This is a genomic window from Kribbella sp. NPDC002412, from assembly GCF_053592935.1.
Genome location: NZ_JBSFBL010000027.1, coordinates 39,563 through 62,457, shown reverse-complemented (window position 1 = coordinate 62,457; position 22,895 = coordinate 39,563). Strand labels below are relative to the sequence as shown.

10 protein-coding genes and 1 tRNA gene are annotated in these 22,895 nt (G+C 71.2%); 5 read left to right on the top strand and 6 right to left on the bottom strand.

What is annotated here, in order from left to right:
* Positions 1–4: 4 nt before the first annotated feature.
* The 3 genes from ACWCOV_RS22135 to aceE form a co-directional block, all read right to left on the bottom strand.
* The gene (locus ACWCOV_RS22135) at positions 5–1,099 is read right to left on the bottom strand and encodes a flavin-containing monooxygenase (protein WP_449831176.1); all 1,095 of its coding nucleotides are present in this window, start codon (positions 1,097–1,099) and stop codon (positions 5–7) included.
* A complete protein-coding gene (locus ACWCOV_RS22130; protein ID WP_449831175.1) occupies positions 1,099–1,404 on the bottom strand; it encodes a hypothetical protein in 306 nt (101 codons plus the stop codon). Before ACWCOV_RS22130 ends, ACWCOV_RS22135 begins: the two co-directional genes overlap by 1 nt.
* 378 nt (positions 1,405–1,782) lie before the next feature.
* Positions 1,783–4,512, bottom strand: coding sequence for a pyruvate dehydrogenase (acetyl-transferring), homodimeric type (aceE, locus tag ACWCOV_RS22125; protein ID WP_449831215.1), 2,730 nt, complete (start codon positions 4,510–4,512; stop codon positions 1,783–1,785).
* A gap of 297 nt (positions 4,513–4,809) precedes the next feature.
* Here aceE and ACWCOV_RS22120 point away from each other — a divergent pair, with 297 nt between their 5' ends.
* The 4 genes from ACWCOV_RS22120 (at position 4,810) to ACWCOV_RS22105 (ending at position 17,777) form a co-directional block, all read left to right on the top strand.
* Positions 4,810–5,256 (top strand): DUF3052 domain-containing protein, encoded by a 447-nt coding sequence (locus tag ACWCOV_RS22120; RefSeq protein WP_449831174.1) that lies wholly within the window; start codon positions 4,810–4,812, stop codon positions 5,254–5,256.
* 7 nt (positions 5,257–5,263) lie between these two features.
* Positions 5,264–5,731, top strand: a complete 468-nt coding sequence (locus tag ACWCOV_RS22115; protein WP_449831173.1) for a peroxiredoxin — start codon at positions 5,264–5,266, stop codon at positions 5,729–5,731.
* A gap of 20 nt (positions 5,732–5,751) precedes the next feature.
* Positions 5,752–5,823 (top strand) — tRNA-Val (locus tag ACWCOV_RS22110).
* Positions 5,824–6,659: 836 nt separating this feature from the next.
* The gene (locus tag ACWCOV_RS22105) at positions 6,660–17,777 is read left to right on the top strand and encodes an amino acid adenylation domain-containing protein (RefSeq protein WP_449831172.1); all 11,118 of its coding nucleotides are present in this window, start codon (positions 6,660–6,662) and stop codon (positions 17,775–17,777) included.
* Positions 17,778–17,875: 98 nt separating this feature from the next.
* Here the strand turns inward: ACWCOV_RS22105 and ACWCOV_RS22100 are convergent, their stop codons facing one another.
* The gene (locus ACWCOV_RS22100) at positions 17,876–18,517 is read right to left on the bottom strand and encodes a hypothetical protein (RefSeq protein ID WP_449831171.1); all 642 of its coding nucleotides are present in this window, start codon (positions 18,515–18,517) and stop codon (positions 17,876–17,878) included.
* 338 nt (positions 18,518–18,855) lie between these two features.
* Positions 18,856–19,785: an ROK family protein gene (locus ACWCOV_RS22095; protein WP_449831170.1), complete on the bottom strand. Its 930-nt coding sequence runs from the start codon at positions 19,783–19,785 to the stop codon at positions 18,856–18,858.
* A gap of 293 nt (positions 19,786–20,078) precedes the next feature.
* Between ACWCOV_RS22095 and ACWCOV_RS22090 the strand changes: the two genes are divergently transcribed.
* Positions 20,079–21,569, top strand: coding sequence for a glycoside hydrolase family 3 N-terminal domain-containing protein (locus ACWCOV_RS22090; RefSeq protein WP_449831169.1), 1,491 nt, complete (start codon positions 20,079–20,081; stop codon positions 21,567–21,569).
* On the opposite strand, the gene ACWCOV_RS22085 is transcribed toward ACWCOV_RS22090, so the two are convergent.
* On the bottom strand, positions 21,550–22,764 hold the full coding sequence (locus ACWCOV_RS22085; protein WP_449831168.1) for an ROK family protein: 1,215 nt from the start codon (positions 22,762–22,764) through the stop codon (positions 21,550–21,552). The two genes, ACWCOV_RS22090 and ACWCOV_RS22085, sit on opposite strands and share 20 nt — an antisense overlap.
* Positions 22,765–22,895 lie beyond the last annotated feature (131 nt).

The following is a 22,895-nucleotide window of genomic DNA, read 5'->3' as shown; positions in this document are numbered from 1 at the left end:
CGAATCAGGCCGCGGCAAGACTCCGCCCGGATCGGGCCGCGATCCGCTTGGCGACGTACGCTGCGTCCCGCCCGACCCCCGGCAGCACCATCGAGCTGAAGGCGAACTGGAAGGACAGCCCGCAGAAGAACAGCCCCGGCGCGTCGGTGACCACCCCGCGCTCCTCGACCGGCCAGCCGTCCGCGCCGAAGATCGGCAGCCGGATCCAGTCGAAGACCTGCTTGAACCCGGTCGCCCAGACCACGTTCGCCACGTCCAGCACCCGGTCGTCGCCGAGCACCGGCAGCCCGTCCCGGACCCCGGTGACCCGGTCGTGGACCCGCTCGACCCCGCGCGCGAGCAGGTCCGTGCGCTTCACCCGGAGCATCGGACCGCCGTGGAAGCGGATCTCGTCCTTCGCCTTCCGCCCGATCGGGGTCCGCCGGGTGACCACGTGCTTGCCGACGAACAGGAAGACCGGGAAGAACACGTGCGCGCCGCGGCTGTCCAGCCGGACCGGGATCTGGCCCGGGTCACGGCCGCACAGGACGGTCGGGTGGCTGGTCGCGACCTCGTAGGCGATGTCCGTCCCCGAGTGCGAGCCGCCGACGACCAGCACCGGGCCGTCCTTCAGCTGCTCGGACCGGCGGTACTCGCTGGAGTGCAGCTGCCGGATCCCCGGGTCCAGGTCGACGGCGAAGTCCGGCAGGTACGGCGTCCTGCCGAAGGTGCCGGTGGCAACGACCACGTTGTCGGCGTGGATGGTGCCGGAGCTCGTGGTGACGGCGTACCGGTCGCCGTACGCCTCGAGCTTCTCGACCCGGGTGCTGCCGCGGACCGGGAGGTCGAAGGTGGCGGCGTACGACGCCAGGTAGTCGGCGACCTCGTCCTTGGTCGGGTACGACCACGGCGTGCCGGGGAACGGCATCCCGGCCAGCCCGTCGTACTTGCGCGGGGTGTAGAGCCGCAGCGTGTCCCACTGCGCCCGCCACTGGTCGCCGACCCGGGCGTTGCCGTCCAGGATCAGGAACTCCCGGTTCCGCTTGCGCAGGTGGTAGCCGGTGGACAGCCCGGCCTGGCCGCCGCCGATGATGACGGTCTCGACACTTTCGGTGTTCATCACGCGAGCCTCCGCTCGTCTCGTGAGACGCCGCGTTGCGCGGTGTGGTAGCGCAGCCACCACAGCAGCATCACCGCGGACGTCACGACGTAGAAGCCGTGCAGGGCCCAGATCGGGCCCGGCGGCAGGTGCACCACGTAGATGCAGTGGACGGCGTTGCCGACGTTGGCGAGGACCAGGTTGGCCGGGCTGTACGACTTCAGGTCGCGGGTCCGGACCGCCTTGATCACCATCGGCATCGCACTCGACGCGAAGAGGATGGTGGACACCGTCCCCGCGAGAAGAGCAACGCTTACGCCAGTCATGTCACTGACGGTAGGAACCGGGGGCCGTCCGGCGCGTCGGACGGAATGCGCAACCTGCGCAGGCGGCCGGCTACGAGGTTTGTCGTACGTCGGTGTGCCGCCGGATCCACGGCGACAGGAAGTAGAGGATCAGCGCAAAAGGCGATCGTGACAACGGCCAGGCCGCCGAAGTACGCCGTGTCCGACCCGCCCTCGCTCGCCTGCACCAGCTGCGCCGAGCACGGACACCAGGTAGACCGAGGCGCCGTAGATCGAGACGACCGCCTCGCCGAGCGACTGGCCCAGCCCCCGAGACCGTGCGCCTAGTCGGTCAGGTAGAGCAGCAGGACACAGGAAAGCCGCCCACCTCGCGGTGAGCGGCTTTCCGGGACGGCGGCGTCAGGCGCCGGCGCCCTCCTGCTTCACGCCGGCGACCGCGGTCGGGTCGTCGATGCGGTACTTGCGGGCCGCCTCGGCGGCGACCTCCGGCTTCACGTCACCGCGCTTGGCCAGGATCTCCAGCGTGGCGACCACGACCGACTCGGCGTCCACGTGGAAGTGCCGCCGGGCCGCCGCCCGGGTGTCGGCCAGGCCCCAGCCGTCGGTCCCGAGCGAGGTGTAGTCGTTCGGCACCCAGCGGGAGATCTGGTCCTGCACCGAGCGCATGAAGTCGCTCACCGCGACGACCGGGCCCTTCGTGTCCTTCAGCTGCTCGGTCACGAACGGCACCTGCTCCGGCTCCTCCGGGTGCAGCAGGTTGTGCTCCTCGGCGGCGACCGCGTCCCGGCGCAGCTCGTTCCACGAGGTCACCGACCAGATGTCGGCGGCCACCGAGTACTCCTCGGCGAGGATCTGCTGGGCCTTGCGGACCCACGGCAGCGCGACACCGGACGCGAGCAGCTGCACCCGCGGCACGTCGTCGCCCTCGGCCGTCTCGTACTCGCTGAACCGGTACATACCCTTCAGCAGCGCCTCGACGTCGAGGTTCTCCGGCTCGGCGGGCTGCGGAACGGGCTCGTTGTACACGGTCAGGTAGTAGAAGACGTCCTCGCCGTACGGACGGTCCTTGTCCAGGCCGTATCCGTACATCCGGCGCAGGCCGTCCTTCACGATGTACGCGACCTCGTAGGCGAAGCCCGGGTCGTAGTGCACCGCGGCCGGGTTGCTCGAGGCAAGCAGCGGCGAGTGGCCGTCGGCGTGCTGCAGGCCCTCACCGGTCAGCGTCGTCCGCCCCGCGGTCGCGCCGACCAGGAAGCCCCGGCCGAGCTGGTCGCCGAACGCCCAGAGCGAGTCACCTGTCCGCTGGAACCCGAACATCGAGTAGAAGATGTAGAACGGGATCATCGGCTCGCCGTGCGTCGCGTACGCCGTGCCGGCCGCGATCATCGAGCCCATCGCACCGGCCTCGCTGATGCCCTCGTGCAGCAGCTGGCCCTGCTCGGACTCCTTGTACGACAGCAGCAGGTTGCGGTCGACCGCCTCGTACTGCTGGCCGTGCGGCGAGTAGATCTTCGCCGTCGGGAACATCGAGTCCATACCGAACGTGCGGTACTCGTCCGGGGCGATCGGGACGATCCGGGGACCGACCTCCGGGTCCTTCATCAGGTCCCGGAACAGCCGGACCAGCGCCATCGTGGTCGCGACCGGCGCGTTGCTGCCCTTGCTGAGCGGCTTGTAGACGTCGTCACCAGGCAGCTTCAACGAGGTCTTCGGCGTCACCCGGCGCTCCGGCAGCGAACCACCGAGCTGCTTGCGCCGCTCCATCATGTACTGGTACTCCGGCGAGTCCGTGCCGGGGTGGAAGTACGGCGGGTTGTAGGCGTCCTCGAGGTCCTTGTCCTCGATCGGCAGGTAGAGCCGGTCCCGGAACGCCTTCAGGTCGTCCGAGGTCAGCTTCTTCATCTGGTGGGTCGCGTTGCGGCCCTCCAGCGCCTCGATCGTCCAGCCCTTGATGGTCTGGGCCAGGATCACCGTCGGCTGCCCGACGTGCTCGGTCGCGCTCTTGAACGCCGCGTACACCTTGCGGTAGTCGTGACCGCCGCGCGGCAGCTTGCGCAGGTCCTCGTCGGACAGGTTGCGGACCATCGCCTGCAGCCGCTGGTCGCCGCCGAAGAAGTTGTTCCGGATGTACTCGCCGGACTCGACGGAGTAGGTCTGGAACTGGCCGTCCGGGGTGGTGTTCATCTTGTGCACCAGCACGCCGTCGTGGTCCTGCGCCAGCAGGTTGTCCCACTCCCGGCCCCAGATCACCTTGATGACGTTCCAGCCGGCGCCGCGGAAGTAGGCCTCCAGTTCCTGGATCACCTTGCCGTTGCCGCGGACCGGTCCGTCCAGCTGCTGCAGGTTGCAGTTGATCACGAAGGTGAGGTTGTCCAGCTCCTCGCGGGCGGCCAGGCCGATCGCGCCGAGCGACTCCGGCTCACCCATCTCACCGTCGCCGAGGAACGCCCAGACGTGCTGCTGGCTGGTGTCCTTGATGCCGCGGTGGTGCAGGTACCGGTTGAACCGGGCCTGGTAGATCGAGTTCAGCGCCGCCAGTCCCATCGAGACGGTCGGGAACTCCCAGAAGTCCGGCATCAACCGCGGGTGCGGGTACGACGACAGCCCGTTGTGCGGGCCGCGGGACACCTCCTGGCGGAAACCGTCCAGCTGGTCCGCGGACAGCCGGCCCTCGAGGAAGGCACGCGCGTACATACCGGGGGAGGCGTGGCCCTGGATGAAGACCTGGTCGCCGCCGCCGGGGTGGTCCTTGCCGCGGAAGAAGTGGTTGAAACCGACCTCGTACAGGCTGGCCGCGGACTGGTAGGTGGCGATGTGGCCGCCGACCTCCAGGCCCTTGCGGTTGGCCTTGCTCACCATCACCGCGGCGTTCCACCGGATGAAGGCGCGGATCCGCCGCTCGATGTGCTCGTCGCCGGGGAACCACGGCTCCCGCTCGGGCGGGATCGAGTTGATGTAGTCGGTGCTCCGCAGCGCGGGCACCCCGACCTGTCGCTCCCGGGCTCGCTCGATCAGCTTGAGCATCAGGTAGCGCGCTCGCGCCTTGCCCCGTTCGTCCAGGACCGCGTCGAGCGATTCGACCCACTCCCGTGTCTCGTCGGGGTCGATGTCGGGGAGCTGGGTGGGCATCCCCTCGGTGATGATGGCTGGTGGTTCGTGTCCGGAAGCCACGGTGTCCTGCCGTTCTCTCTGGTTGCTCTTCCCTGCAATCCTGTCACCTGTTCGGAATGCGTTCTACTTCGCCTTCCACAGGGGCCCGATTCTGGCCGTCCGGGCGTGTTCCCACCGGACACGCGCCGTACCCACCACGCGGATACCGGACACGTCACGGAACCCTCGTGCATACTTGCGCGACGCGGTAGGCCACGATGGACTATCGCTACTGACGCCTACCCCCGGGCAAGCGGGGACCACGGAGGAGGACACGTGAGCGCGACCGCGGACCACGCGGACGGCAAGAGCGGCGGGCCGAGCACGGCCTCCCGGCTCGGCCTGGAGACCGGCTGGATCGTGCAGGAGATCGGCTACGACGACGACTGCGACGACGAGTTCCGCGACGCGATCCGGGAGATCACCGGAGAGGAGTTCGTCGACGAGGACACCGACGAGGTCGTGGACGCAGTTCTGCTCTGGTTCCGGGAGGACGACGGCGACCTGGTCGACGCGTTCTTCGACATCCTGACCGACCTGAAGGCCGGCGGAGTGGTGTGGCTGCTGACCCCGAAGGTGGGCCGCGACGGGTACGTCGACGCCAGCGACATCGCCGAGGCCGCCCCGACGGCCGGGCTCGCCACCACGAGCAGCCTGACCGTCACCGACGACTGGTCGGCGACCAAGCTGGTGGTGCCCAAGTCGGCCCGCGGCAGCCGGTGACCGTCCGGTGACCCCTGCCGCCGGCAGCCGGGCACCGGACTTCACCGCCCGGAACCAGCACGGCGAACAGGTCCGGCTGGCCGACTTCCGCGGCCGGCGCGACGTCGTGCTGGTGTTCTACCCGTACGCGTTCAGCGGGGTGTGCACGAGTGAGCTGACCACGCTGCGGGACCGGCCCGACCTGCTCGCGGCGGCCGAGTTCCTCGCCATCTCCTGCGACCCCATGTTCACGTTGCGCGCCTACGCGGACGCCCAGAAACTCGAGTTCGGCCTGCTCACCGACTTCTGGCCGCACGGGGCGATCGCGACCTCGTACGGCGTCTTCGACTCCGACCGCGGTTGCGCCCTCCGCGGCACCTTCGTGGTGGACCGGACCGGTGTGATCCGGTGGTCCGTCGTCAACCCGATCCCCGAGGCCCGCGACCCCGACGACTACGCGGCGGCCCTGGCAAGCCTGGGCCTCGACCTCGGGTAGACTGCGCCGGTCGCTGAATCGGGCGAATAGCTCAGCGGTAGAGCGCTTCCCTTACAAGGAAGATGTCGGGGGTTCGATCCCCTCTTCGCCCACGACCGAGATGGCCGAGTCCTGCGCGCACAGTGCGCGCGCCGGGTCTCGGTCGTCGTGCTTTCTAGGGGTGCAACCCCCAGAACCCGCCCGGCGGGCTCCGCCCCCGGACCCCCGCCGTCGCGCGCCACCCGCAGACCCGTCCTGCCGGGGCGCCACCCCTGTACCTGGCCACCGCCGGCCCCCGCCCGACGGCGCTCCGCCCCTCGGACCGCTGCCGTGGCGCACCAACCGCAGACCCCGCCACCGGGGCGCCACCCCAGGCCCGCCACCTCCGGACCCCACCTGAGACCCGCCACCCCGGACCCGCCCGGCGGGGCTCCGCCCCTGGCGCCCAGCCGTGCGCGCCACCCGCTGACCCTGGCCTGCCGGGGCGCCACCCCTGGACCCCACCCGCCGGGCTCCGACTTCTCGCCTTCTGGGATGGGGTGTCGTGGTTTCCCCGGATGGTTCCGGTGAGCGGACGATGTGGGGTGGGGGCGTATCGGGGGTGGGGGCGTGGTCGTTGGGATGGGTGTCGGCGGGTGTGGGAATTCTTAACCGTCGGCTGCCGAGATCGGACTCCTCCAGGGCGGGTCCCGGCTGGTAGGGTTCACGGCTGTCGGTCGGCGCGATGACGCACCGGGTCCACCCGGTCACGGCATCGTTCCGGCAGGCGGAAAACGGGGCTTCTGTCGGTGAGAGCGAGGCGGGTCTGCCCTGAGCCCGGCTCCGTCCAGTTGGGGAGGCGCGTGTCCGTGGGTCGCCAACTGGCTGGCGCCACCGTCCCGGTGACGATCCGGCCCGCGTTCCCGCGTGACGCCGTACCGGTCCTCCCTCCGGTGGTGGCATCGGCGTGGTGAGGAGCGGTGTGGACCGGCCGGCGATCAGCACCGGACCGGCCCTGATGATTCCGGCCGGGTACCCGCGCGATCTGCCCAGCGCGCTGCTGCGCGCCGCCCGCGACTTCGGCGGCGCCGGCGTGGTCGAGATCGGGCCGGACGGCCGCGAGACCAAGCTCGACTTCCCGACCCTGCTCGAGCTGGCCGCGCGCATCCTGGCCGGCCTGCGGGCGAACGGCGTACGCGCGGGCGACCCGGCCGTCGTGCACGTCACCGAGCCGGTCGGCTTCTTCGCCGCGTTCTGGGCCTGCACGCTGGGCGGCATCCGCCCGCTGCTGATGGCGCCGAGCGCCGGCGGCGACCGGACCGAGGAGGGCCGCGAGCGGCTCCGCAAGGTCACCGACCTGCTCGGCTGGACCGTGCTGATCGGCCGCCCGTCCGACCTGCCGAACGACCTCGGCCTGCCCGTCCTCGACCCGGACGCGCTGGCCGGCCACGAGCCGACATCGGAGTTCCACCGGCCGGCTGCCGACGACGTCGCCGTACTGATGACGTCGTCGGGGACCAGCACGGGTGCGCCGAAGATCGTGCAGCTGACGCACCGCGGCCTGGTCGAGTTCGCCGCCGGTACGCCGGCCATGCTGCCGGTGCGGCCTGGACAGACCACGCTCAACTGGCTGCCGCTGGACCGTAGCGGCGCGTTCCTGCTGTACCACCTGCTGCCCGTGTTCACCGGGTGCACGAACATCCACGTCAACACCGACTGGGTGCTCGCCAACCCGCTGCGCTGGCTCGACCTGATGGACCAGCACCGGGTCAACCACTCCTGGTCGCCGAACTTCGGCTACCGGCTCGCCACGCAGGCGATCGCCGGCGAGCCGGACCGGCACTGGGACCTGTCCGCGCTGCGCAGCCTGGTCAGCGGTGGTGAGCAGATCACCGTGCCGGTGATGAGTGAGTTCCTGCGGCTGACGAATCGCTTCGGCGTCGTACCGGAGACCTTCGTCGCGGCCTGGGGGATGACCGAGACCGTCACCGGGATCACGTTCGCGCGACCGGGGCTGACGCCGAACGTGCACCGCGTCCGGATCCCACCGACCGGCGTCGTCGAGTGGGTCGACCAGCGGCCGTCGAGCGGCAAGGTCGCGGTGGCGCGGCCGGGCAAGACGCGGGCCGAGGCGCCGGGTGTGCTCAGCCTGGTGTCGGTCGGTGCGCCCGCGCCGGGGACGACCGTGCGGATCGTCGCGCCGAACGGCGCGGTGCTGCCGGAGGGCCGGATCGGGCAGCTGCAGGTCGCGTCCGCGCGGGTGACGCCCGGGTACCTGGGCAACCTGGAGGCCGACCGGGCCGCGTTCCCGATCGGCAACTGGCCGGCCCGCAAGTGGCTCGCGACCGGTGACCAGGGCTTCATCACCGGCGGGCAGGTCGTCATCACCGGCCGGGACAGCGAACGCATCATCATGTCCGGGAAGCTGTACTACGCCCACGACATCGAGACCGTCGCGTCCTCGGTGGTCGGCGCCGAGCACGGCCTGATCGCGGCCTGCGGGGTCGCCGACCCGGAACGCGGGACCGACCGGCTGGTCGTCTTCTACGCGCTGACGCCGGAGTCGGTGCCTGGCATGGACCAGGCGATCCGCAGCCTCGTCCAGGGCCGGCTCGGCCTGGAGGCAGAGGTCGTCGGCGTACCGCGCCGCGACTTCCCGACCACCCCCGGCGGCAAGATCCTCCGCCCGCTCCTGCGCCAGCGCTGGCTCGACGGCACCCTGGAAACCCCCGCCCATCCGTACGTCGAACCAGCCGGCGCCAACGCCCACTCCGGCCCCACCGGCGAAGGCCCCCACGCGACCACCCCCGGCACCCCCATCTCCCTCGAGGAAGACCCCGCCGAACGCACCCAGGAACTCCCGGTAGTCCGCCTGGCCTGGAAACGCACCCTCCAGCAATCCATCCCCACCCCACCCCAACGCCCCACCCTAGGCGCCAACCGCACCCCCACCCCGGACGCGACCCCCACCGCCACAGACGAGCCAGCTCCGACCGCGGGCGAGCCTGGGCCCGCCACCGGAGGAGAGGAGGCTCCCAACGCCGCACGCGAGCCAGCTCCCAACGCAGCTGAGCCAACTCCAACCGTGGGCGATTCGGCTCCCGCCGCCGCAGGTGAGCCTGCCCTCGACCGCGCACCCCAATCCGAGTCCGCAGCCGCCGAGCCAGCCCCCGCCGCCACCGCAGGCGAGCCTGCTCCTGCCGCTGCAGCCGGGCCCGGCTCCGCCGACGTACGCGAGCCAGCTTCGACCGTCGGAGGCGAGGCTTACACCGACCGTGCGCCCCAGGCCGGGTCCGCCGCCGCCGATGCCAACTCCGTCCCCGGTACGACGTCGTCCGTCCCCGACCCCGCGTCCAACAGCGCCTCCGTCGCGGAGACCAGCCGTCAGACCGACGCGAACGAGAACGGCGACGACGAGCCCGACGGGTACTTCGTCAGCACCGCCTTCTCCCGCAAGTCCGCGGACCCCGAAGCCACCACAGAACTCCGCCGCATCGTCGCGCCCATCGCCGGCGCAGAGCTCACCACCGAGGCCCAGCCCAGCTCGGGCGTCGAGCCCACCTCCGGGGTCGAGTCGACCCGGGGCGTCGAGCACACATCCGGCGTCGAGCCGACCCGGGGTGTCGAGCCCGCCCCCGGGGTCGAGCCCACCCCTGACGCCGGCCCCACCGCAGATGTGCAGCCAGGCACCCAACCGCAGCCTGACCCGACGCCCGAGGCCGCCTTCGGCCCCGAGGCCGTGTCAGTGGCGGCCGGAGCTGTCACGCCTGGAACAAACACCGACGCGCAAGCCGCCAAGGCCGGCGCACCTGCTGACCCCGACGCCAACACCGAGTTGGCCCCCGTCGAGCCGGAACCCGAGCGGAGCGATCAGCCCGCGGAGCAGGCAGCACGCCAGACCGCCGAGACCCAGCCGGCTGCTGAGCCGGAAGCCACCTCCGAACCCGCGCCGGAGGAGACCAATGCCAAGGACGGCGAGGCCACAGAGGACGCCGAGTCGGTCGCCACCGAGCAAGACACCGAGCCGAGCGATCAACCCTCGGAGTCGGCTACCCAGGCTGCCGAGATTGAGTCGCCTTCCGACGCGGACCTGAGCGCCGAGCACGAGGCCGGATCGGACCCAGCCGCGGCCCAGGCGCCGGCTGAGCCTAATGACGACTCCACCGACCAGGTCGCAGCACAGACCGCGGAGGCTGGGTCACCTGCTGAGGCGAAGGACGCCTCCGAGCCCGAGTCGGAGGACACAGGCACGACGGCCAGCGCGGTCACCGCGGACGCCGAGCAGTCTGCAGTGCCGAGCGCCGAGCGTACGGCGACGACGCCTGCGCCGACCGCTGATCCGGCAGCAGCAGAGTCCGCCGAGAATGAGGCAGCCGCTCACTCTCACCCCAACGCCGAGTCCGCCGCCGAGCCGGTGGCAGCAGAGTCCGCCGAGCACGAGGCAGCCGCTGAGTCTGACTCCGACGCCGACTCCGCCCCCGTCGAGCCGCGACTCGATCCGGGTGCCCACTCCGTGCAGCAGGTAGCAGCAGAGGCCGCCGCGGACGAGGCGGTTGGTGGGGCTGAGGCCAGCGCCGAGCCCGCCGCCGCCGTGCCGGGATCTGAGCCGGGCGTTCAGTCCGTGGAGCCGGTGGTAGCAGAGTCCGCCGCGGACGAGGCGGTTGGTGAGGCTGAGGCCAGCGCCGAGCCCGCCGCCGAGCCGGGGTCTGAGGCGGACGTTCGGTCCGTGGAGCCGGTGGTAGCAGGGGCCGCGGGGGATGAGGCTGCTACTGAGGCTGAGGCCAGTGCGGAGTCTGCCGCCGTCGAGCCGGGATCTGAGCTGGGCGCTCAGTCCGTGGAGCCGGTGGCCGCCGAGGCAGTCGAGGAGGAGGCGGGTGCTGAGGCTGACGCCAGCGCCGAGGCCGCCGCCGCCAAGCCGGGCGCTCAGTCCGCGGAGCCGGTGGCAGCAGAGGCCGCCGGGGATGAGGCTGGTGCTGAGCGCGAGGCCAGTGCGGAGTCTGCCGCCGCGGAGCTGGGATCCGAGCCGGGCGGTCAGTCCGTGGAGCCGGGGGCAGCAGAGGTAGCCGCGGAGGAGGCAGCTGCTGAGGCTGATGCCAGCGCCGAATCCGCCGCCGTGGAGCTGGGATCTGAGCCGGGTGCTCAGTCCGTGGAGCCGGTGGAAGCGGACGCTGTCGAGGAGGATGCGGCGGTTGGGGCTGAGGCCGGTGCGGAGTCTGCCGCCGTCGAGCCGGGATCTGAGTCGGGCGGTCAGACCGAGGAGCCGGTGGCCGCCGAGGGAGACGACGGCGACGTGGCCGCGGAAGGCGAGTCGGTCGGTGCTGGGGAAGGCGCCGGGCTGGGTGATGAGGCCGCGGAGCAGGTTGCACGATCCAGTGGGGTCGAGTCGGCAGCCGCGGCGGACCCTGGCGTTGAGCCTGAGGCCGGAGCTGACGCGGCCGGCGTACAGGCGTCGGCAGATCCGAGCGATGGGTCCAGCGAGCAGGTTGCTGCACAGGCCGCAGGGGTCGAGGGGCCTGGTGAGTCGGAGGTTGGCTCTGGGGCGGCAACGGCGGATGGCCGGGCCGCGGAGGGTGACGTCACCGCGGAGGCCGAGTCGGGCGCTGAGGCCCGGGTCGGCACGATCGGGTCAAGCGCCGAGCCTGCGGAGCAGGTTGCGCGGGTTGGTGAGGTGGAGTCGCCTGTCGAGGCGGAGCTCAGCGCTGCGTCCGAGTCCAGCGGCGAGGCTGAGGGTCGCGAGTCCGAGGCTGGCAGCGTCGGGCCGGGGCATGGGGCCAGCGACGAGTCTGCGGAGCAGGCTGTAGAGGCTGCCGGAGTCGAGTCAGCGGGCGGCGCGGAAGTCGCGGACGAAGCCGTGTCGGACGAGACGGTGGTCGGTGAGCGCGCCGTGGAAGGCGAGGCGGTCACCCATGTGGCGGGGTACGCGGCGGCCGATGAGTCTGCGGACCTGATTGCTGAGACTGACGAGGTTGGGTCGCCTTCTGAGCAGAACGGCGCCTCGGAGCCGGTAGCCGAGGACGCCGGTGTCGTGGTTGGCGAGGACGCTGAGGGCGCGGAGCCGGAGCTTGACGCGGATGCAGACGGCGTCGAGCAGGCTGCTGCGGCGGAGATCGAGCCAGAGGTCAGCCCGGAGACCGGGCGCGAGGTGGGCACCGAAGCAGCCGCGGAAGGCGACGGTTCGCAGGCTCGAGTGGTGTCGGGCGACGGCGGGCTGGTTGAGGTGCCGCCGGATGCTGAGCAGGACGGCGTACGTGCGGAGGTTGCGCCGCCGGCCGCTGGGGCGAAGGGCAAGGCGGCTGTTGTTGAGCCGGTGGCTGTGGTGGGGTTGGCTGGGCGGTTTCCGGGGGCTGAGGGGTTGGAGCAGTTCTGGGACAACCTGGTGGGTGGGGTCGAGAGTGTTCGGCGGTTTACGCCTGATGAGGTGCGGCAGGCGGGTGGGCATCCGGATGACGGGCTGGTTGCGGTCAGTGGGGTGCTGGACCATGTCGAGTCGTTCGATGCGCGGTTCTTCGGGTTGGGGGATCGTGAAGCGGAGCTGATGGATCCGGCTCTGCGGTTGTTCCTCGAGGTTTGTTACCAGGCGCTGGAGCACGGCGGGTACGCCGGGACCTCCAGCCGCGTCGGCGTTTTCGCCGGCTCCGGCATGAACCTCTACGCCAAGCAGAACCAGTCCCGCGACTCCCTCGCCGCCCGCGTCGCCTACCGTCTCGGCCTCACCGGACCGGCGATCGGTGTCCAGTCCGCGTGGTCGTCGTCGCTGGTCGCCGTACATTTGGCCTGCCAGGCTTTGAGGTCCGGTGACGCGGATCTCGCGCTCGCCGGCGCGGCCGCCGTACAGGTGCCGCAGGCAACGGGTTACCACCCGTCCCCGGAGTCGATCCTGTCGCCGAGCGGTCAGGTCCGCGCGTTCGACGCCAGCGCTGACGGCACGGTCGCCGGCAACGGCGTCGCCGCGGTCCTCCTCAAGCGCCTCGACCAGGCGGTCGCCGACGGCGACACCGTGTACGCCGTCATCCGCGGTACGGCGGTCAGCAGCGACGACGCCCCCGCCGGCAACCAGGTCGACCTGATCGAGCGCGCGCTCGAGCGGGCCGGTTTCGCGGCCGACTCGCTGAGCTACATCGAGGCCAACGCGATCGGCAGTACGACGGCCGACTCGGCCGAGGTGAAGGCGCTGACGACCGCGCTGCGCAGGCAAACGGACAAGGTCGGCTTCTGCACGCTCGGCTCGGTGAAGCCGAACATCGGCCACCTCGACAGCGCCGCGGGCATGGCGGGCCTGATCAAGACCATCCTGATGCTGCAGCACCGGATGCTGGTCCCGACGATCAACTACACCGAGCCGAACCCGCAGCTCGCCCTCGACGGCAGCCCGTTCGTGATCGGCACCGAGGCCCGCGACTGGGAGGCCGGTACGACGTTGCGCGCCGGCGTCAGCGCACTCGATGCCGGCGGCACCAATGCGCACGTGATCCTGGAGGAGGCGCCGCGCCAGATCCGCCGTGGCGACGACGGTCCGGTCGTGCTGCCGCTGTCCGCACCCGACCTGGACGCATTGGCCGACCTGGTCGAGCTGTACCGCACCGACCTCGGCCACGGCACCGGCCACCGCCTCATCGACCTCGCAGGTACGGCGGCGCTCGGCCGACCGGCGTACCGGCACCGTATCGCCGTCGCCGGCTCGTCAGAGGCTGAGTTGGTCGACGCGCTCGCCACAGCTCAAGCTGCCGAGGTGCCGCGCGGCGGACCCGGGCCACTGGGCTATGCCTTCACCGGACAGGGTGCTGCACGTCGCGGCATGGCTGCTGGGCTTGCGGCGCGCTTCCCGGTGTTCCGGTCGGTGCTGGACGAGTGCGACCGCGTGTACGCCGAGGAGTTCGGCGGCAGCCTGCTCGACCTGTTGCTGACCCCGGCCGGCTCGTCGGAGGGCGTGTGGCCGACGGAGACCGCGCAGCCGGCGCTGTTCGCGTTCGAGCTTGCGTTGGCGCGGTTGTGGCAGTCGTTCGGGGTGCAGCCGGCGCTCGTGGTCGGTCACAGCGTCGGCGAGTACGCCGCTCTGTGCGTGGCCGGTGCATTGTCGTTGGCCGACGGCGTACGGCTGACGGCCAAGCGTGGCGAGCTCATGCAGCGGGGCACGGTCCCTGGCGCGATGGTCGCCGTACGGGCGGATGCCGACCGGGTTCGCGAGCTGGCGCAGACGCCGGGTGTGGAGATTGCCGCGGGCAACGGTCCGCAGTCGTTCGTGCTGACCGGGTCCGAGGTGATCGTCGGGCAGCTGGCCGCGCAGCTGGACCAGTTGCAGGTCGCGTGGCAGCGGCTGGACGTGGACCGGGCGTTCCACAGCTCGTTGGTGGACCCGATCCTGAAGGACTTCGCGGCGATCGTCCGTGAGATCACGCTGAAGCCGTTGCGTACGCCGATGGTGTCGAGCTGGTCCGGTGAGCTGCTGGAGTCGGGGACCGTGCTGGACAGCGACTACCTGGTCGGCCAGCTGCGGCAACCGGTGCTGTTCGGTGACGCGGTCGAGGCGGTGACGGCGGCCGGCTGCCGGCGCTTCATCGAGCTCGGGCCGGACGCCGTACTGAGTCCGGCCGGTCGCCGGATCGCGCCGAACAGCACGTGGATCCCGGCGCAGCGGCTCGGGCAAGACCCGGTGCTGGCGACGATGAACGGCCTGGCCGAGCTGTACGAGCAGGGCACCGAGATCGCTTGGAACAAGGTGTACGGCGATGGCGGCCGGGTGCCGTTGCCGACGTACCCGTTCCGGCGGGTGCATCACCCGATCGACACGTCTGCTGCTGTCGCGGAGAGTGCGGAGAGTGCTGGGCGGCTGAGTCCGTTCGAGCGGGCCGCGCGGGCGCAGACCGTGGTCTTCGAGCCGGCCAGCGGTACGGGGCCTGCGGTGAAGAAGATTCCGTTGGATCCGCCGGTGGAGGCGGAGCCCGTCCAGGCGGTCGAGTCCGACGAGATCGAGGCCGAGGCCGACGCGGCGGATCAGTCGGTGTTCGCGCTGCCGGCCGAGACCCATTCGGTGGACGCGGACTACTTGGCGCAGGCTGGCTCGTTGTCGGGTGACGAGGTGTCGGCCGAGGTCTATCGCGCGTCGCTCGATGTGGTGCTGGACCTGACCTGCGAGGAACTGTCGCTTGACCCGTACGACCTCACGGTTGATCACACGTTCGCCGAGCTGGGGGCGAGTGCGGAGTCGATGGCGCCGGTGGTCGAGGAGATCAACGCGCGGTTCGAGGTCAGTCTGACGGCGGAGGAGTTGTTCGGCAGCTTCAATACGCCGCACAAGCTGGCGACTGCCGTGGCGATCCAGGCGCCGAAGCCGGAGCAGGTCGCAGAAGAAGTGGTTGCTGAGGGCGACGAATCGGCTGAGACGCCTGCTGTTGTTGAGGAAACCGATGCGCGGACCGCGTTGGCGGTGCTGGGGACTGGGCTGGCGGAGTTGGCGGCGAAGGTGGACGAGGCCGCGGCTGCGACGAGCGAGGCTGAGTTGCCGGGGTCGGGGATGGCGGCGCTGATGTCGCAGCAGCTGCGCGTTGCCGGGCAACTGGTCGACGGAGTCACCAAGCTGATGCGTGAGCAGCTTGCGCTGCTCGAGCCCTCGCAGGAGTCCGCGAAGGCTGAAGCGCAGGAGCCCGACGAGTCGGCGGACGACGAGGACCCTGAGCCGGCCGCCGAAACGGACAACAAGCCCGAAGCAGGCGCGAAGACCGAAGCAGGCGCGAAGACCGAAGCAGGCGCGAAGGCCGACGCCGACGGTGAGCAGACTGGAGCGGTAGAGCTGGCCGCCCTCGGCGGTTCCGCGGTGCAGACAGTGGAGCTTTCGGACGAGGAGCGAGAGGCTCGGCGGCGGGATCTGGCGTACTGGGACGTGGCCCTGGCTGGGGCTGAGCCCCTGGTGTTGATGGGCGATCGGCCGGTAGGGGAGCAGGGCGTCGGCTCCGTCAAGAAGGAGTTGGCCGAGGAGCTCGGCGACGCGATCTTCGTGTTCAGCCGGGAGCGCAAGGTCAGCCCGCTGATGGTGATGCTCGCGGCCGTCGGCACCGTGCTCGGCCGGTTCGCGGCGCAGGACGACGTGACGATCGGGACCGCGCCGCCCCGCCCGCAGGGCGACACCTCGACCACGGCTCAGCGGGCCCTGCCGATCCGCGTCGACCTGTCCGGCGAGCCCGACCTCGGCGTGCTGGCGCATCGGGTCCGCGACGTCACGACCGGCGCGTTCGACCACGCCGGCACCGACCTCGCCGTACTGGAACGCGACCCGCTCTTCCAGGTCCTGGTCGAGTTCGAGGACGGCGACACCGATCTGCCGAAGCACCTCGACCTGCGGCTGCGGCTGACGCACCACGAGTCAAGGATCACCTGCACGGCGGACTACCGCGCCGGCATGTTCGAGCAGACCACCATCGACCGCCTGCTCGCCTACCTGGAAGCGGTACTGCGCCGCGCCACCACGCAACCGCACCTCCGCCTCCCCGACCTGATGCTGCCGATCGACTCCGACCTGCAGACGCTGCACGAGCTGGAAGGCGATATCGACCCCGCCAGCCCGATCGGCCGAGTACGGCGCAACGCAGTAGTCGCCGGCGAGCTCAGCGGACTGCACACGCTGTTCGAGCAGCAGGTCGCCCGCACCCCCGACGCGATCGCGCTGATCCAGGGCAGCCGCGAGCTCACGTACGCCGAGCTGGACCGTCGCTCCAACGCGGTCGCCTGGCAACTGGTCGACCTCGGCGTCAAGCCCGGCCAGCTGGTCGCCGTACGTGTTGCCCGAGGCACCGAGCTCGTGGTCGCGGTGCTCGCCGTACTCAAGTCCGGCGCGGCCTACCTGCCGCTGGACCCCGGAGTGCCGGAGTCGCGGTGGGCGTTCATGGTCGACGACTCCTCGGCGGTCGCGCTGGTCGGTGACGACGCCGCGCTGGCGGACCGGCTCGGGCTGCGGCTGGTTCCGGTCGCGGCGGCGGACGGCGGCCCGCGGTCGCAGCAGGCGCCGCCGGTTCGGTCGGCCGCCGATGACGTTGCCTACTGCATCTACACGTCCGGCTCGAACGGCAACCCGAAGGGCGTGCTGGTTCCGCACCGCGGTCCGGTCAACCTGATCCGGCACTACCTGGCCACCCGGCGCTCGCTGCGGACGCTGCAGTGGACGTCGTTCGGCTTCGACGTCCACGTGCAGGAGATGTTCACCGCGCTGGCGTCCGGTGCGCCGCTGGTGCTGATCGGCGAGGACGACCGGTACGACCCGGACGCGGTGATCGCGGCGCTGCGCGACCACCAGGTCGAGCGGCTGTTCATGGCGTTCAGCCCGTTGACGGCGCTGCTCGCGACGATGCGCCGGCTGCCGGAGCTGCCCGCGTTGCGCGAGATCGTCGCCGGCGGCGAAGCGATGGTGCTGACGCACAAGGTGCGGGACTTTCTCGACGCGCACCCGGACTGCCGGCTGTTCAACGAGTACGGCCCGGTCGAGGCGTCGATCGTGACCACGATCCACGAGGTCGACCCGGCCGAGGACCGCCCGTCGATCGGGCGGCCGGTCGAGGGCGTCGTCGTACGGCTGCTGGACCAGGCGCTGCGGCCGGTGCCGGTGGGCGCGGTCGGTGAGATCCACCTCGGCGGCGCGGCTGTTGCCCAGGGCTACATCGGGCGGCCGGACGAGACCGAGCGCGCGTTCGTGCCGGACCCGGGTCACCCGGGTGGGCGGCTGTACCGCAGCCGCGACCTCGGTCGCTGGCGGGCGGACGGGACGCTGGAATACCTAGGCCGCGCGGACGACCAGGTGAAGATCCGCGGCCACCGGGTCGAGCCGGGGGAGACCGAGCACGTGCTCGCGGACCAGCCCGGCGTGATCGACGCGGTCGTGGTCGCCTGCGCGGACCCGGCCGGTGACACCTGCCTGCTCGGGTACGTCGTCCTGGAGGACAGCGATCCCGCGGTCCTGGCCCGGTTGATGCTCGACCTGGGCAAGGAGCTGCCGATCTATCTGGTGCCGGCCGATCTGATCCCGATCGAGGAACTCCCGCTCGACGACAACGGCCGCCTGGACCGCGCCCGCCTCCCCGAACCCGAGTGGCTCAAGCCGTAGTCAGCAAGCTTGTTCTGCACCGTGGACGGGGGTTGGGCCGGTGGCAGCCCTCCCGCAACCACCGCCGACCGTTCACGGTGCAGAACCCGCGACGATCCTCATCCCTCCTGAGGATCGATCGCACTCCGCGCCGGTCTGCCTCTGAACAGCGATGAGGCGCTGATCACGCAGACGAGCAGGGAGTAGATCGCGAGCGCGAATCCGACGCTCCCGGGTCCGGTCCCGCTCCCGGTGGAGCTGGATCCGGAGCCGAGGGCCACCACCGCGGTGACCACGACGAGCGCGATCAGCGGTCCGGCCCAGCCGAGCACGCCCATCCGCAGCGCGTGCCCGTCGTCGACCTGCCCACCGGAACCCGAGCCGGAGCCCAGGGGCGAGCCCGAGCGCAGACCAATACCGGATTCCGGTGAGCAGACCGCGGCCGCGCCGGCGACGGTCGCGGCGGGATCCGAGCCGGCGAGGGCTCGTCCGCGCAGGCAACCGTGCAGGGCGGCGACGCCGCACGCTGCGGCGACGTTCAGCAGTAACAGGCGGTCGGCGACATCACCGAGCCGTGCGCCACCCGGACCGACCGTGCCGTGCACCACGGCGTACAAATCGACCGGAACGGTGACCGCGGCGGCGCCGACGACCGCGAACTGGAACAACCTGGGCCGCCGTACGACTTGGCGGCGCGAGAGGGTGGTGACGACCGCAGCGGTGAGGAAGGCGGCGAAGAGCAGGAGTACCGCGACGTCCATCAGGACTGGTCCCTTGGGGTCGAGCGTTGCCTCAGACAACGCGGGCGGACGTTGCTACCTCACCTGATCCACTTCCACTACCACGCGATGGCGGCGGAGAGTCTCCTCTCCGCCGCGCTCGCGTTCTGGCCGGTCCAGGCCCCCCTGATCGGCCGTTCCGGTCGGTCCGAGCCCCCCTCGACCGACCCTGGATGACGTGCCCCCACCCCATCCACCCGTTGCATCGGAGACGACGGGGCGGTCGTTACACACTTCTGGGCAACTTCGTAAAAATTGCGCAAAGCTGCTCACGACGCCCTTTTCCGGACGCGTTAGGTGTGCGCGGAAGCTCCCAGGCGTCAGCGAACGGCGGACCAGGCCTGGTGGGCGGCCCCGAGCAGGCCGGCGTTGTCCAGCTGGGCGGGCTCGACGCTGAGATCGGTGACGAAGGGCAACTGGGCGAGCCGCTTGACCCAGGCCTGGACCGGGTCGAACAGGACCGAGCCGGCCTTCGAGACACCGCCGCCGATGACGACGGTGGTGAGGTCGACGGTGACCGCGGTCGCAACGATGCCGGCGGCCAGCGCCTGCGCGCCGTCGTCGAACGCCGCCAGCGCGAGCTCGTCCCCGGCGGCCGCATCGGCGGCCAGTACGGCGGCGTCGACAACCTCGTCGGCTCGCCAGCCCCGCCGCTTGGCCCGGGCGACCATCCGCGGCCCGCTCGCGTACGCCTCGACGCACCCGAACGATCCGCACGCGCACGCCTCGCCGTCCAGGTCGACCACCACGTGACCGATGTGCGCGGCGTTGCCCGACTGCCCGATCATCGGCTTGCCGTCGACCACCAGGCCGCCGCCGACGCCGGTCGACACCACGATGCCGAGCAGCGTGTCGGCCTCCCGCCCGGCGCCGGTCCAGAACTCACCGAGCGCGAAGCAGTGCCCGTCGACCCCAAGGGTCACCGGTACGTCGCCGACCAGCTCGCGGACCCGGCCGACCAGGGGGAAGTTCCGCCAGCCGGTGATGTTCACCGGCGACACCAGCCCGTGGTCTTGGTCGAGCGGTCCGGCCGAACCGATGCCGACCGCCAGCGGCTCGGCGTCGCCGCGGACCCGGTCGATCAGCTCGGCCAGCGCGGCGAACACCTGGTCGGCGTCGCCGGCCGGGGTGAGGATCCGGTCGCCGGTCAGGATCCGGCCGTCCGCGGACACGAGAGCGGCGGCCATCTTCGTGCCGCCGATGTCGATCCCGAGAACCGTGTCCTGCGCGGTCACCGCAACGTCACTCATCGTCCCCCCGGGGCAGTGGCGGTTGTCTGCTGGGCAAGCGGTCACGGTGTCGGGCTCCGTCGAGAGCGGTCAGGTCGAGAGACAACGTTATCTGTAGTCGGGCCGGACAGCGAGGGGTAAGTCTCAGAAATCCGTCCGGAAACCGTCCTGGCACGCTCAAAATCGGCCTGACAACCATCTGACAACGTTCGCCCTGATCTGGTCACGCGACGCTAATCACTAGCTGTCCGTGACGGCGCACCCACAGCGGTTTCGAGTGGCGCCTGCCCCCGTCGGAGCGAGAGGGTGTCTGGATGAGCGATCACCTGGAACGTGATGCCGCCGGCGCGCTGGTCGTCGGCTTCGACGGGACCACCGCCTCGGACGACCTGCGCCGCGCGGTCGCGGGCGGGCTGGGCGCGGTCATCCTGTCGACGCGCAACGTCTCCGACGCCGAGCAGGTCCAGGCCCTGACCGCCGCACTGCGGTCGGAGCGGCCGGACCTGGTCATCTCGATCGACCACGAGGGTGGCGAGTTCAGCCATCTGGCCCCGGCGAACCCGTGGCCGCTGGCCTCGCCGCGGATCCTCGGCGACCTCGACGACGTCGACCTGACCCGCGCCTCGGCCCGGGACGCCGCCGCCACACTCGCGAGCCTCGGCATCGACCTGATGCTCGCGCCGTCGGTCGACGTGAACAGCAACCCGGCGAACCCGATCATCTCGACCCGCTCGTTCGGCACCACCGCCGACGTCGTCTCGCGGCACGGGGTCGCGTTCGTCGAGGGCGTGCACGAGGCCGGGATCGCCGCCTGCCCGAAGCACTTCCCCGGCCATGGCGACGTCACCGTCGACTCACACCTCGACCTGCCCCGGGTCGACCGCTCGATCGCCGAGGTGACCGACGTCGAGCTCGCGCCGTTCAAGGCGACCATCGCGGCCGGCGCCGACGTGGTCATGAGCGCCCACATCGTCTTCTCCGCGTACGACGACCAGCCGGCCACCCTCTCGCACCGCATCCTCACCGGGCTGCTCCGCGAGGAGCTCGGCTTCACCGGCGTGATCACCACCGACGCCCTCGAGATGCAGGCGATCACCAAGAGCCAGTCGCTCGAGGACGCCACCGTCGCGTCCGTCCGGGCCGGCGCCGACCTCGCCATGGTCGCGCTCGCCGCGGCCGATCCGCGGACGCTCACCAAGGCCCTGGTCGATGCCGTCGGCAACGGCAGTCTCGACGCCGGACGGCTCGCCGACGCCGCCGGCCGGGTCCGCGCGCTCGCCGCGAAGCTGAAGGCTCGTCCCCGTCAGCCCGGTCTCGACGGTGCCCCGGTCCGCGAGGTCGCCACGCGCGTCGTGGCCAGTCAGACCCTGCCCGCGCTCGGCTCCCAGCCGTACGTCGTCGACCTGACCCAAGGCCTGCACCCGGCCTGGAACCCCTACTTCACCGGGCTTCCGGAGGTCTTCAGCCGGATCGCGCCCGGTTCGGAAGGAGTGGTCCTGCGCGGCGAGCATCGACTCCTCGACAGCGCCGGATCCGAGTCCGAAGGCGCCATCGCCCGCGCTGCGGCAGCGGCGGCCGGCCGTCCACTGGTGGTCGCGGTGCAGGACGCCGTACGCACGCCGTGGATGCGTGAGGCGCTGGCCGCGTTGCTGCAGGGTCGCGGCGAGAACACCGTCGTGCTGTGCACCGGTATCCCCGAGGATCGCGAGCTCGTGCCCGAAGGGATCGCCGTCGGTACGACGTCCGGGCGCAACGTGATCGTGCTCGAGGCGATCGCCAGGGCCCTCACCCGGGACGGCAGCTGAGACTCAGGTCGAGCGCGTTCTGCTCCACGTAGTTGAGGGCGTGCCGGACGGCGCCGACGGAGACGATCGCGTCGCCGAGTGACGACACGGCGACGCGCGGCGGGGTCGAGGTGAAGCCGGCCAGTTGCTGCTCGATGTCGGGCAGCAGCGACTTGGCCGCCTCGGCGACCGCGCCGCCGATCACGACCAGCTCGGGGTTGAACATGATGGAGAGCGTGGCGACCACCCGGGCGGTCCGGGCGGAGATGCGCTGCAGGATCTCCAGCGCGACCTGGTCACCGGCGTCGGCGGCCGTGAAGACCAGCTCCGCGGTCACCGGCCGGTCGCCGGCCAGGGCGCGCAGCGCCGTCTTCACGGCGGGGTCGGCGGCGGCCGCGGCGCCGTCCTCGCGGGCGATCCGCGCGATGCCGTGGGTGTCGCCGACGCCCTCGACCAGCTTGAGGTAGACCATCTCGCCGGCACCTCCGCGCGAGCCGTGCAGCAGTCGGCCGGAGTCCATCAGTCCGGAGCCGAACCGCTCACTGGCCAGCAGTACGGCGAGGTCGTCGACGTTGCGGCCTTCGCCGCGCCAGTGCTCGCCGAGCGCGGCCAGGTTGGCGTCGTTCTCCAGCAGGACCGGCCAGCCGTGCAGCTCGGTCAGCCTCCGGCCGAGCCCGGCGTCGAAGCGCCGCCAGAACTCGTCGTCGGCGAGGATGTTGCCGCTCCGGTCGACCGGTGCGGCAACCCCGGCGCCGGCCGCCAGCACCTGAGCGTCCGGCACCTGCGCGGTCTCGAGCGCCTCGACGACCGTCTCGTGCACAATCTCCGTCCGGTCGGCGGCGGTCGAGTCGCCGGCCACCGAGTGCACCGCCTTGGCCACCGTCTCGCCGCGCAGGTCGGCGACCAGCACGGTGGTCTTGCCCGCGCCGATGTCGATCCCGAGCACGTAGCCGGCCCGGCTGTTGAACTCGAACCGGCGCGACGGCCGCCCGACCGCGCTGTCGTCCCGGCCGGGGTCGTGCTCGACCACCCAGCCCATCGAGATCAGGTCGTTGCAGACCGCGTGCACGGTCGCCCGGGTCAGACCGGTCGCCTCGATCAGGCCGGTTCCTGTCATCACCCCGGCCCGGGAGAGCACGCCGAGTAGCTTCCCGGCGTTGACCCGGCGCAGCATCGGCGGCGTCGCCGTGGGCGGAGTGGCCGATGGCTTCGCCATGAAACCCCCTTGACCTGTCGTGGACTGAAGCGCAGAATACTGCAGAATCTAAATTTAGAGTATATATAAATACGTGGGCAACATCCCCGCAACCGCCTGGAAACCCTGGACCCGCGCCTTCCGACCCAAGT

What these genes read in the sequence shown, in the direction of transcription:
- ACWCOV_RS22135 (WP_449831176.1), bottom strand. Translation starts at nt 1,099, where the DNA reads ATGAACACCGAAAGTGTCGAGACCGTCATCATCGGCGGCGGCCAGGCC.
- ACWCOV_RS22130 (WP_449831175.1), bottom strand. Translation starts at nt 1,404, where the DNA reads ATGACTGGCGTAAGCGTTGCTCTTCTCGCGGGGACGGTGTCCACCATC.
- aceE (WP_449831215.1), bottom strand. Translation starts at nt 4,512, where the DNA reads ATGCCCACCCAGCTCCCCGACATCGACCCCGACGAGACACGGGAGTGG.
- ACWCOV_RS22100 (WP_449831171.1), bottom strand. Translation starts at nt 18,517, where the DNA reads ATGGACGTCGCGGTACTCCTGCTCTTCGCCGCCTTCCTCACCGCTGCG.
- ACWCOV_RS22095 (WP_449831170.1), bottom strand. Translation starts at nt 19,785, where the DNA reads ATGAGTGACGTTGCGGTGACCGCGCAGGACACGGTTCTCGGGATCGAC.
- ACWCOV_RS22090 (WP_449831169.1), top strand. Translation starts at nt 20,079, where the DNA reads ATGAGCGATCACCTGGAACGTGATGCCGCCGGCGCGCTGGTCGTCGGC.
- ACWCOV_RS22085 (WP_449831168.1), bottom strand. Translation starts at nt 22,764, where the DNA reads ATGGCGAAGCCATCGGCCACTCCGCCCACGGCGACGCCGCCGATGCTG.